The organism is Pseudomonas palleroniana, from assembly GCF_022836895.1.
Taxonomy (GTDB): Bacteria; Pseudomonadota; Gammaproteobacteria; order Pseudomonadales; family Pseudomonadaceae; genus Aquipseudomonas; species Aquipseudomonas palleroniana.
This window is the reverse complement of sequence record NZ_CP092411.1, coordinates 3,278,433-3,289,422: the sequence shown is the minus strand read 5'-3', so window position 1 is coordinate 3,289,422 and position 10,990 is coordinate 3,278,433. Positions and strand designations below refer to the sequence as shown.

At 59.3% G+C, this 10,990-nt stretch carries 10 protein-coding genes; 6 read left to right on the top strand and 4 right to left on the bottom strand.

The annotated features are described in order from the left end of the window. Nucleotides 1-10: 10 nt before the first annotated feature. Genes tssC through tssA form a run of 3 tightly spaced genes read right to left on the bottom strand, consistent with a single transcriptional unit; the run spans nucleotide 11 to nucleotide 3,593 of the window. Entirely contained in the window at nucleotides 11-1,489 is a 1,479-nt protein-coding gene (gene tssC, locus MJP36_RS15055; RefSeq protein WP_244383328.1) for a type VI secretion system contractile sheath large subunit, read from the bottom strand. A gap of 27 nt (nucleotides 1,490-1,516) precedes the next feature. Continuing rightward, entirely contained in the window at nucleotides 1,517-2,014 is a 498-nt protein-coding gene (gene tssB, locus MJP36_RS15050; RefSeq protein WP_060752582.1) for a type VI secretion system contractile sheath small subunit, read from the bottom strand. 25 nt (nucleotides 2,015-2,039) lie between these two features. Then, nucleotides 2,040-3,593 carry a type VI secretion system protein TssA gene (gene tssA, locus MJP36_RS15045; protein WP_244383327.1) on the bottom strand — a complete coding sequence of 518 codons (1,554 nt, stop codon included), beginning with the start codon at nucleotides 3,591-3,593 and terminating at the stop codon, nucleotides 2,040-2,042. A gap of 486 nt (nucleotides 3,594-4,079) precedes the next feature. On the opposite strand from tssA, the gene MJP36_RS15040 reads away from it, so the two are divergent. After that, entirely contained in the window at nucleotides 4,080-4,595 is a 516-nt protein-coding gene (locus MJP36_RS15040) for an Hcp family type VI secretion system effector (RefSeq protein WP_060752580.1), read from the top strand. Between the two features lie 491 nt (nucleotides 4,596-5,086). On the opposite strand, the gene MJP36_RS15035 is transcribed toward MJP36_RS15040, so the two are convergent. Further along, nucleotides 5,087-5,908 carry an aldo/keto reductase gene (locus MJP36_RS15035; protein WP_244383326.1) on the bottom strand — a complete coding sequence of 274 codons (822 nt, stop codon included), beginning with the start codon at nucleotides 5,906-5,908 and terminating at the stop codon, nucleotides 5,087-5,089. Nucleotides 5,909-6,013: 105 nt separating this feature from the next. Here MJP36_RS15035 and MJP36_RS15030 point away from each other — a divergent pair, with 105 nt between their 5' ends. The 5 genes from MJP36_RS15030 (at nucleotide 6,014) to MJP36_RS15010 (ending at nucleotide 10,980) form a co-directional block, all read left to right on the top strand. After that, entirely contained in the window at nucleotides 6,014-6,508 is a 495-nt protein-coding gene (locus MJP36_RS15030; RefSeq protein WP_090370584.1) for a DUF1543 domain-containing protein, read from the top strand. A 117-nt stretch (nucleotides 6,509-6,625) separates the two neighbouring features. Continuing rightward, nucleotides 6,626-6,907, top strand: coding sequence for a peptidylprolyl isomerase (locus MJP36_RS15025; RefSeq protein ID WP_090370581.1), 282 nt, complete (start codon nucleotides 6,626-6,628; stop codon nucleotides 6,905-6,907). 130 nt (nucleotides 6,908-7,037) lie between these two features. Then, entirely contained in the window at nucleotides 7,038-8,897 is a 1,860-nt protein-coding gene (locus MJP36_RS15020; protein WP_244383325.1) for an extracellular solute-binding protein, read from the top strand. Continuing rightward, nucleotides 8,897-9,958, top strand: a complete 1,062-nt coding sequence (locus MJP36_RS15015; protein WP_060752575.1) for a microcin C ABC transporter permease YejB — start codon at nucleotides 8,897-8,899, stop codon at nucleotides 9,956-9,958. The genes MJP36_RS15020 and MJP36_RS15015 overlap by 1 nt, the downstream gene beginning before the upstream one ends. Then, complete coding sequence (locus tag MJP36_RS15010) at nucleotides 9,958-10,980, top strand: ABC transporter permease (protein WP_161549799.1); 1,023 nt, start codon at nucleotides 9,958-9,960, stop codon at nucleotides 10,978-10,980. The genes MJP36_RS15015 and MJP36_RS15010 overlap by 1 nt, the downstream gene beginning before the upstream one ends. Nucleotides 10,981-10,990: the final 10 nt, after the last annotated feature.

Below are 10,990 nucleotides of genomic sequence, written 5' to 3'. Positions count from 1 at the left end.
TGGCCTCCGCTCATTCTTTATCGAGCTTTCCGACCAGGGACAATGTGAAGTCTGCCCCCATGTACTTGAAGTGCGGGCGCACACTCAAATTGACCCGATACCAGCCCGGCTCGCCCTCGACATCGCTGACGACAATGCGCGCTGCACGCAATGGCCTACGCCCACGCACCTCGGCACTGGGGTTTTCCTGGTCGGCCACGTATTGGCGAATCCACTTGTTGAGCTCCAGCTCCAGGTCCGTGCGCTCCTTCCACGAGCCCAATTGCTCGCGTTGCAGCACCTTGAGGTAATGGGCCAGGCGGTTCACGACCATCATGTAAGGCAGCTGGGTGCCAAGCCGGTAATTCAGCTCGGCGGCCTTGCCCTCTTCACTGATGCCGAAGGTCTTGGCCTTTTGTACTGAGCTGGCGGAAAAGAACGCTGCGTTGTCACTGCCCTTGCGCATGGTCAGGGCAATGAAGCCCTCTTGCGCGAGTTCATATTCACGCCGATCTGAAACCAGGACCTCGGTAGGAATTTTGGTTTCGATCTCACCCATGCTCTGGAAATGATGCAAGGGAAGATCTTCGACCGCCCCGCCACTCTGTGGGCCGATGATGTTCGGGCACCAGCGAAAACGCGCGAAGCTGTCGGTCAACCGTGTGGCAAACGCGTAGGCGGTATTACCCCATAGATAATGCTCGTGGCTGTTGACCACGTTTTCCTGGTAGGCAAAGGTTCTCACCGGGCATTCCAGGGGATCGTACGGGGTTCGCAGCAGAAAGCGCGGTACGGTCAAGGCAATGTAACGGGCGTCTTCGCTCTGCCGAAAACTTTGCCACTTGGCAAACTGCGGGCCTTCGAAATGGTCTCTGAGGTCCTTCAGATCGGGTAATCCGGTGAAGCTTTCCAGCCCGAAGAAGCTCGGGCCGGCAGCGGCGATGAAAGGGGCATGGGCCATGCACGCGACACTGGCGACGTATTGCATGAGCTTCACATCGGGTGCGCTGGGGGATAGGTAATAATTGGAGATGATCGCGCCTACCGGCTGACCGCCGAACTGGCCGTACTCGGCGCTGTAGATATGCTTGTACAGCCCCGACTGGGTAATTTCCGAGGCGTCTTCAAAATCGTCCAGCAGGTCCGTGCGCGAGACATTCAGCAGTTCGATCTTGATGTTCTCGCGAAAATCGGTGCGTTCGACCAGTAACTGCAACCCTCTCCATGAAGCCTCCAGCGCCTGGAAATCCGGATGATGCAGAATCTCATCCATTTGTTGACTGAGCTTGATATCGATCTCGGCAATCATCCGGTCGACCAGGTGTTTCTTGACCGGTTCTGCACGGTTGTGCGGCTTGACCAGCTCTTCGATAAACGCCGACACGCCGCGCTTGGCGATGCCGTAAGCCTCGTCGTCGGCGCTCAATAATGTCTGGGCAATAATGTTATCGAGGATGCTGCCCTCGGCGGAGCCTTGCAGGGGCTGCGAGTTGCTTGGGGTGGTCGTCATGCTGTCAGTGTCCTTTTACTGAAAATGTCAGGCGTCTGGATTGTTCAACCCGAGTTCGGCCAGAACCCGAGCGCGGGAACCGTCGTCGGCCAACGCCTGTTCGATGGCTTTGCGAAAACTGGGGGTGTTACCCAGCGGCCCCTTGAGTGCCATCAACGCTTCACGCAGTACCATCAGCTTCTGCAATGCGGGAATTTGCTCGACGAGATTCGCCGGGTTGAAATCCTTCATCGAATTGATCCGCACCTCGACGGCCAGCTCCTCGACGTCAGCCGCCTCCTGCAGGCGATTGGGCACACTCAGCGTCAAGCTGAGCGCCTGTTTCGCCAACACCTCGTCAAGGGTGTTCTTGTCGATGCCGATGGGCTTTCTATCCTCGAGCTTGCGCGGGTCTTCACGCTGGGAGAAATCCCCCAGCACCAGCAACTTCAGCGGTAGCTCGATCTCCTCCTGAACCCCGCCGACCGCAGGTTTGAAGGTGATGTTGATACGTTCCTTGGGGGCTACCGAACCGTCTTTGGCCATGTTGTTTCTCCTTTTTGATCGGGCTTCATTCAAGTACTGCTTCAAGGTCGAAGTTGCACAACCGGCGATGGGTGAGATCCTTGCTTTCGCGCACGGCGTGACTTTGTGGCAAGCGGTCATAGCAGCGATACAGCAGCCGAGCGACTTGCAGAGCCAGTTGCGGCTCCCAGCGTTCGAGCCCGGCGCGTTGCAATTCGAGGTCCAGTTGTTCCAGCTGAACCCTGCCCAGGTCGTGCTTGCCGGCCCGCATGCACAACCGGGCGAGTGCGAGTTGCCAGTGGAAACGGGCCCGTTCGCCGCGTGCCGCCTGCTGCCCTTGCTTGAGCACAGCAACCGCGGCCTTGAGTCCTTCCTTGCGCAGCACCGGCATCACCGCCTGCAAGGCCGCGTCCCAGGACTCGCCTGCCACATCGGGCACAACGCTGGAGGGCTCGGTCCTTTGCAGGTGACGCATGACATGCAGGGTGATCCATTCACAGGTGGCCGGATCCGCGAACGGTGTTCCGTCGTCGAACCTGTAGTCAGGCAAGCCCGGCAGGCGTTGCAGGAGCAAAGCAAAGTGCATTTCCAGCTCGGTCCTGGCGGGCTCTGCCTGCAACGCCTCAAGGCACTCCCAGGCCATACGCAGTCCGTCAAACCAGAACAATGCACCGGCCAGGCTGACTTCAAGCTCCAGCAACAGATCAGCGTAATGACCTTGGCTGAGGCGCTCCTGACAACGCTTGAGTTTGTCGGCGGAGAGCGGGCGCAGAGCCGTAACGCGCTCACCATTGGCGTCGGGATAATTGATGAGCGTCAGCCACGCCAAGGTTCGGCTCAGGCGCAATGCACGCACGTCACTGGCACTCTGGCGCAACCACCAGGCGCACAAAGGACGGGCCTGCTCCTGCAAGGCGCGTAGTAATTTGTGCGCGTCTTTTTCGTTGTTCACCGCCGGCTCCGGCTTGAGCAATTGCGTGGTCGCTTGCTTGACCTGGGCAATCACACTCAAGACACCGCCAGGCTCAGCCGCGCTTCGCGAAGTACGTGCCAAGCGCTCCGACAGCTGCCTGCGGATCGGTAACAACAAGGGTGCGTCCGCTCCAAGATGCTGATCCCATAGCTCATCGAGTCGGATGAGGTGGTCATGCAACGCCTGAAACAACGGCCGCTGATCCAGAAGCGAAAGGTCCTGCGCAAAGAGCTGCTCCAGCCGCAGCACCAACCAGCCCAACGCGGCAACGCGTGTACGCGGCTTGACCGGGTAGACCACAACCCAGTGATGCTCACAGAGATGCCGCAGCAGAGCGAGCCCCGCCAACAGTCCGGCGAATGAATCACGCTGATGAAGGGCCCAGGTCAACCAGACGGCGACTCGCAGGTCCTTGGAATGCTCACGCAAAAAGTGCTCGCTGAGCTCACTGACCTTCTGCCAATCGGGCAGGCTCGCGCCATGAATCGAATGCGCTTTGCCCAGCTCCGCTTCCAGTGCCTCGAACTCGCCTGAAAAGCGCATATCACTTCCAGCAAACGCGTTTGGCGAACACGGTCGCCGCGCCAATTCAAGGTAATAGTCGCAAAGCTTTTCCGAGTAATCCATTTTTAGAGGCGCACACAACTATCCATCACAGAAAAAAACAAACTAACCGCTCTTTAGATGCGCATCAGAATGCCATTTAACTTTCACCCAGCGAGTGAATGAAGTGTGCGAACACTAGCCATGCCCGAGCCAATCATCAAGCAACAAAAAATCACTTAAGGATTTTCCTACAAACCAATAAAACCGAGACCTGCGCAACAAATTGCACAGTCAAGCGGATCAAAAAAAACCGCGTCACATCTCAGAATTCAACAGTTACAGCCCGAATCGCATGAGCAACTAACTGCACATATATGCGCAAACAAATACCGAAAAAAATGGCAAAACCCTCACCACAACTTTCCAACATTCTCCGCTCAACTCTTCCGCCCCCTTATTTCATTGCACCTTCTAATTTCAGGCACGCTTCTTGTTATAGGAACTACTTGCCCGGCCGGCAACGAAGCCGTTCGGCAATCCCTACTTAATCAGGCAAGGAAACCAATCATGCCAACACCCGCGTACCTCTCCGTCACCGGCGTCAAACAAGGTTTGATTACGGCGGGTACATTCACCCAGGACTCAGTAGGCAATCTTTTTCAGGAAGGTCATGAAGACCAGATCCTGGTGCAGGCATTTGCTCACCAGGTGATCATTCCCCGCGACCCGCAATCAGGCCAGCCGACGGGGCAACGGGTACATAAGCCCCTCATGATCAGCAAGATTTTCGACAAATCCTCACCGCTGCTATTCAGCGCACTGACCTCAGGCGAAGAAGTGACGTGCCGGCTTGAATGGTTCCGCACTTCGTCAGCCGGAACCCAGGAACACTACTTCACCATGGAGCTCGAGGGCGCGACCATCGTGGACATTCAATCGCGCATGCCCAATTGCCAGGACCCCGACAACGCGCATTTCACCCATCTGGAGGATGTGTATTTCACCTATCGCAAAATCGTCTGGACCCACGAAGTCGCCGGCACGTCCGGCTCTGACGACTGGCGCAGCCCAGTGGCCAGTTAAGTAAGGCTCACGCAGGACCGGCAGCCAGGGAAGGCGCCGCTCCTGCTGCTGGAGACGTGGGTACCTACAGCAACAACGGCCGTGACGCACTGTCTGTCGTGTTTTGATGTTGCTTTTGATCTGCTCTAGATCTGCTTTTGATCTGCTTTGGATCTTGATCTCAGGCGCCCCGTTAAACCACGCTGGCCGAACGCAGGTTTGAATCCGTGGGTAACCCGGCAGGACGCCGGGTTAGCCGCCCCGCGCCATGGATGGCGCGTGGCGGCGGCCCACGGATTCAAGCCTGTGTTCGGGCACACCGAGCCTGAGCGAGGTGCCGAGTGGTGGGGCAAAGCGTTTTTGGTTACTTTTGGCGCTCTTCCAAAAGTGACCCGCCGTAAGGGCGGAACCCTAAGCCGCCGTTACCGCAGCAATGGATATGTACACAACCCATTCCGACACCCTTGTCGGCCCATAGGCCGCCACGGGAGCAAGCCCCCTCACCACAGGGGCTACACCATCGCCAACGGATGCTTACGCCTGGGCGCACCAAATACACGATCAATCGCATCCAGATCATGCTCATCCAACACCAGTTTCGCAGCCCCGGCATTAAGCCACACATGCTCGGGCTTGACGGCCTTGGGGATAGCAATCACCCCTTCCTGACGCAAAACCCAAGCAAGGCAAACCTGGGCAGGCGTCACACCATGGCGATGAGCAACCTGCTTGAGCGTGGAACTGGACAACAGCTCACCGCCTTGCGCAATTGGGCAATAAGCCATCAACGGCAAATGGTGTTGCTGCCACCACGGCAGCAAGTCGAACTCGATACCGCGCTCTTCGATGTTGTAGAGCACCTGGTTGGTCGCACAGGCCGGCGATGCCAGCTCCTGCAGGTCGGCGACATCAAAATTGGAGACACCCCAACGGCCGATCTTGCCGGCCTCACGCAGGCGCTCGAACGCCTCGACGGTTTCTTCAAGGGGGTACTGGCCACGCCAATGCAACAGATACAAGTCAATGTAGTCCGTGCCCAAGCGTTGCAGGCTGGCTTCGCAGGCTCGTGGAACGCCCTGGTGACTGGCATTGTGAGGGTACACCTTGCTGACCAGGAACACCTGGTCACGCCTGCCGCGAATGGCCTCGCCGACCACCCGTTCGGCGCCGCCCTCGCCGTACATCTCGGCGGTATCGATCAGGCGCATGCCCTCGTCGATACCCAACTGCAGCGCGGCCACTTCGGCGCGCTGCTGGTCCGGGTTTTCGCCCATGCGCCAGGTCCCCTGGCCGATGACCGGCACAGGAACGCCAGCCAGATCAATGGTACGCATGACAATCTCCTGATGAGTTCGCAGGTCTAGAGTGTGGCACTGAGCGGACAGAAGGGTTCAATCGAAGTATGGTTACGTTTTGCCCACTCGCCAGGTAGCTCTCCCATGCTGTTTGTAGTGATGCTCGGGGGCAAGCACCCCAGGGCCCGAATCGAAGTGCACGATGTGGTCTTTACCGTGGCGGATACGCTGCAAGCCACTTATCCGCAATTGCGCGACAACTGGTTCGGCAGCCCGTCCGGTATGCATATCGATGCGTGGATGGGGGTCGATGGTGTGGATGGCTGGAAAGTCGAAGTGAGCCACCTGGCGCCAAGCGCCGATGCCCAGCGGTTGTACTTTATCAACCTCGGCGGCTATGAAGCCGGCGCCTTTGGCGAAGCTCATCACTACGTGCTGGTCGTGGCCCGCAACCCGCAGGAAGCCAAGGCCAAAGGCAAACAGAAGATGCTGAGCCACTGGTCTCTGGCCCACACCGACCGTGTGATGGATGTCGACGACTGCCTGCCCATCGACCTGGTGGACGGCCGCTATATTCACCTCGTACAAGGCTCGCATCGCCCCATCATTCAGCAAAATGACTATATCGTCCTGGGCTGAGCACAGGCAGTTCCTGGGCGTTCATGGATGACCGCTGGTTCATCGGATCGGAACTTTGCCAGGAAATAACCGCCTGAATCCGGTAGGCTCACCCTTTTCATTCAAGGAGTTACTCCCATGGCCAAAGCCACCGCCCGTCATATCCTCGTTTCCACCGAAGACAAGTGCAACGAACTGAAGGCCCAAATCGAAGGCGGCGCTGATTTCGCAGAAATCGCCAAAGCCAACTCCAGCTGCCCTTCCAGCCGTCAAGGCGGTGACCTGGGTTCGTTCGGTCCAGGCCAGATGGTCAAGGAATTCGACACCGTCGTATTCAGCGCCCCGATCAATACCGTGCAAGGCCCGGTGAAGACCCAGTTCGGTTATCACCTGCTGGAAGTCACCAGCCGCCAGGACTGATCCCGTCCGCGCTGATGCGATAAACAACGGCCCGCCTCTTGGTGGGCCGTTGTGCATGTGATGACTGGCGACACGGATGCCGTTAGCGTACAAATCCCTATTCTTCTTCACCCGGCGTTCAAGGCTGATAATGCGATTGGCTTTTTCCAGACTGCTCAGTACCTCCCTGGCCCTGCTGCTGGCCAGTACCGCCGTGATCGCGGCCCCGCAGACCTACCTGACGGTGTACGGCGAACCGGCCAAGTATCCCGCCGGCTTCAGCCACTTCGACTATGTCAACCCCGAGGCCCCCAAGGGCGGCAGCCTGCGGCGCTCGGCCATCGAGATCGGGCGCTTCGACCATGTGCTGCCGTATATCGACAAAGGCATCGGCGTATCCCAGGTCGACGGCTGGCTCTATGCGCCCCTCGCCCAGCGCTCCCTGGATGAACCCTACACCGTGTATGGCCTGGTGGCAGAGAAGATGGAGCGCGCCGATGACGGTTTGTCCTTGCGCTTCTTCCTCAACCCCAAGGCACGCTTCGCCGATGGCACGCCGATCACTGCCGAAGACGTGCGCTACAGCTTCGACCTGCTGATGACCCGAGGCAGCCTGCGCTTTCGGACGCTGTTCGCCGACGTCAAGCACGTCGAAGTCGAAGGCGAGCGCCAGGTGCGTTTCGACTTTTCCAGCAATGAAAACCGCACCCTGCCCCTGGATGTCGCCACCCTGCCGGTGTTTCCCGAGCACTGGTGGAAAACCCGCGACTTCGCCAACGGTGGCGGCTACGAAGCCCCACTGGGCAGTGGCCCGTACACCATCAGCAAGATCGACTCCGGCAGCACCATCACCTTTACCCGTGACCCCAACTGGTGGGGCAAGGACCTTGCGGTCAGCCGTGGCCTGTACAACTTCGACCACCTGAGCCTGGAATATTTCGGCGACACCGAAGTCGCCCGCCAGGTGCTGCGCGGTGGCGCCTATGATTTCAACCGCGAGTTTTCCGCCACCGGCTATTCCATCGGCTACAACGGGCCGGCCCTGGACGATGGCCGCCTGCAACGCGCCCATTTGGCCAAGGAAATGCCGCAACCGGCCCAGGGCTATGTGTTCAACGTGCAAAAACCGATGTTCAAGGACCGCCGCGTGCGCCAGGCCCTGGCAATGCTGTGGGATTTCGAATGGGCCAACCGGCAGATGATGCGCAATATGTATATCCGCCAGCAGAGCTTCTTCTCCAACAGCCCGCTGGCCGCCAGCCAACCGCCCACACAGGAGGAACTGGCGATTCTCGAACCCTTGCGTGGGCAAGTGCCCGACGAGGTGTTCACCCAGGTGTTCAAGGCACCGGTCACCGACGGCAGCGGCATGATCCGCGACAAACAGCTGCAAGCGCTGGCCCTGCTGGAAGAAGCCGGCTGGAAACCCGACGGTGACAAACTGGTCAACGCCGACGGCGAAGCGCTGGAGTTCACCTTTCTCAGCGCACAGGCCGGGCTGGAACGCCTGCTGCTGCCGTACAAGCGCAACCTGGCGCAGATCGGCATCACCCTGAATATCCGGCGCATCGACGCTTCCCAATACGTGAATCGAATCATGGCCCGAGACTACGACATGATCGTGATCGGCTTCCCGGTCACCACCTCACCCGGCATGGAGCTGTACAACTACTTCGGTTCATCTGCGGCCTACGATCCAGGCGCCAACAACTACGCGGTGCTCAAGGACCCGGCCGTCGACACGTTGATCAAGGGCCTGGTCAAAGCCGACACCCAAGCCCAGATGCTCACCTACGCTCACGCCCTGGACCGGGTGCTGCAGTGGAACTACCTGTGGATTCCCAACTACTACCCGCCCGGCACCTCGGCAGCCTGGTGGAACCGCTTCGGCCGCCCCGCCATCGAGGCCAAAAACGACGAAGCCCTGGAAACCTGGTGGGAGATCAGTCCGACACCGTTGACCAATGAGCAAATGAACGCCGAATTGAAAAAACGCGGAGCGACCCACTGATGTTTGCCTACATCGTACGGCGCCTGCTGCTGATCATCCCGACGCTGGTGATCATCCTGCTGGTGAATTTCGTGATCGTACAGGCCGCGCCCGGTGGCCCGGTGGAACAGGCCATCGCCCACTTGCAGGGGATCGGCGGTGGTGGCGTCGGCGGCTCGTCCGGCGAAAGCGTCAGCGGCGGCTCGCGCGCCAGCCGGGGCCTGGACCCGAAGCTGATCGCCGACATCGAGAAACAGTACGGCTTCGACAAGCCCGCGCCGGAACGCCTGTGGCTGATGCTCAAGAGCTATGCCCAACTGGACTTTGGCAATAGTTTCTTTCGCGGCAAGACTGTGATCGACCTGATCCTCGAAAAAATGCCGGTGACCATTTCTCTCGGCCTGTGGGCCACGCTGATCACCTACCTGGTGTCGATCCCCCTGGGGATTCGCAAGGCCGTGCGCCATGGCAGCAGTTTCGACGTGTGGAGCAGCACCGCGATTGTCATCGGCTATGCCATGCCGGCGTTCCTGTTCGCCATGTTCCTGATCGTGCTCTTTGCCGGCGGCACTTCGTTGAACTGGTTCCCGGTGCGCGGGCTGGTGTCGGAAAACTTCGAAGAGCTGAGCACCGTGGGCAAAATCGCCGACTATTTCTGGCACCTGGTCTTGCCCGTCACCTCATTGGTGATCGGCGGGTTCGCCACGCTGACTATCCTGACCAAAAACTCGTTCCTCAATGAAATCACGCGCCAGTACGTGGTGACCGCCCGCGCCAAGGGCTTGAGCGAGCGACGCGTGCTGTACGGGCATGTGTTCCGCAATGCGATGTTGTTGGTGATCTCGGGCATTCCCCAAGCGTTTATCGCGGTGTTCTTTGCCGGCTCGCTGCTCATCGAGGTGATCTTTTCCCTCGATGGCCTGGGCCGCATGAGCTACGAAGCGGCGGTGTCCCGCGATTACCCGGTGGTGTTCGGCTCGCTGTTTATTTTCACCCTGTTCGGGCTCTTGATAAAACTGATCGGTGACCTCTGCTACACCCTGGTGGACCCGCGTATCGACTTCGCCGCGAGGAACGCCTGATGCTCAATCTTTCCCCCGTGGCCCGTCGGCGTTTCGAGCGTTTCAAGAAGAACCGTCGCGGCTGGTGGTCACTGTGGCTGTTTATCGGGCTGTTTATCCTGACATTGGGCGGCGAGCTGATCGCCAATGACAAACCCCTGGTGCTCAGCTACAAGAACGAGCTGTATTTCCCGGTCTTCAAGCGCTACACCGAACAGCAGTTCGGCGGGCAGTTGCCGTTCCAGGCCGATTACCGCAGCGACTACGTGCAAAAGCTGATCAAGCAGGACGGCGGCTGGATGCTGTTCCCGCCGATTCCGTTCAGCGACGACACGCCCAACTACGAACTGACCCGCCCCGCCCCCAGCCCACCGTCTGCGGTGAACTGGCTGGGCACCGATGACCAGGCACGGGATGTACTGGCGCGGGTGATCTTCGGCGCCCGGGTGTCGATCCTGTTTGCCCTGGCGCTCACCGCCATCAGCGCCGCTATCGGCATCGCTGCCGGCGCATTGCAAGGCTTTTACGGCGGCTGGATCGACCTGCTCGGCCAGCGCATCCTCGAGGTGTGGTCCGGGTTGCCGGTGCTCTACCTGCTGATCATCCTTTCGGGTTTCGTCGAGCCGAATTTCTGGTGGCTGCTGGGGATCATGGCGTTGTTTTCCTGGCTGGCCCTGGTGGACGTGGTGCGTGCCGAGTTCCTGCGCGGACGCAACCTGGAATACGTCAAGGCCGCACGGGCATTGGGCCTGGGCAATGGCAAAATCATTCGCCGGCATATCCTGCCCAACGCCATGACCGCCACCCTGAGCTACCTGCCGTTTATCCTGACCGGGGCGATTTCCACTTTGAGCGCCCTGGATTTCCTCGGCTTCGGCATGCCTGCGGGCAGCGCTTCCCTGGGCGAGCTGATCGCCCAGGGCAAGCAGAACCTGCAAGCGCCCTGGCTGGGCCTGACGGCGTTTTTCAGCCTGGCGCTGATCTTGTCGCTGCTGGTCTTTATCGGTGAGGCATTACGTGATGCCTTCGACCCACGTTCATGAGTGACGCCGT

Bases quoted from the DNA above. Each gene is read 5' to 3' on its own strand.
- tssC (WP_244383328.1), bottom strand. From the start codon at position 1,489: ATGACGACCACCCCAAGCAACTCGCAGCCCCTGCAAGGCTCCGCCGAG.
- tssB (WP_060752582.1), bottom strand. From the start codon at position 2,014: ATGGCCAAAGACGGTTCGGTAGCCCCCAAGGAACGTATCAACATCACC.
- tssA (WP_244383327.1), bottom strand. From the start codon at position 3,593: ATGGATTACTCGGAAAAGCTTTGCGACTATTACCTTGAATTGGCGCGG.
- MJP36_RS15040 (WP_060752580.1), top strand. From the start codon at position 4,080: ATGCCAACACCCGCGTACCTCTCCGTCACCGGCGTCAAACAAGGTTTG.
- MJP36_RS15035 (WP_244383326.1), bottom strand. From the start codon at position 5,908: ATGCGTACCATTGATCTGGCTGGCGTTCCTGTGCCGGTCATCGGCCAG.
- MJP36_RS15030 (WP_090370584.1), top strand. From the start codon at position 6,014: ATGCTGTTTGTAGTGATGCTCGGGGGCAAGCACCCCAGGGCCCGAATC.
- MJP36_RS15025 (WP_090370581.1), top strand. From the start codon at position 6,626: ATGGCCAAAGCCACCGCCCGTCATATCCTCGTTTCCACCGAAGACAAG.
- MJP36_RS15020 (WP_244383325.1), top strand. From the start codon at position 7,038: ATGCGATTGGCTTTTTCCAGACTGCTCAGTACCTCCCTGGCCCTGCTG.
- MJP36_RS15015 (WP_060752575.1), top strand. From the start codon at position 8,897: ATGTTTGCCTACATCGTACGGCGCCTGCTGCTGATCATCCCGACGCTG.
- MJP36_RS15010 (WP_161549799.1), top strand. From the start codon at position 9,958: ATGCTCAATCTTTCCCCCGTGGCCCGTCGGCGTTTCGAGCGTTTCAAG.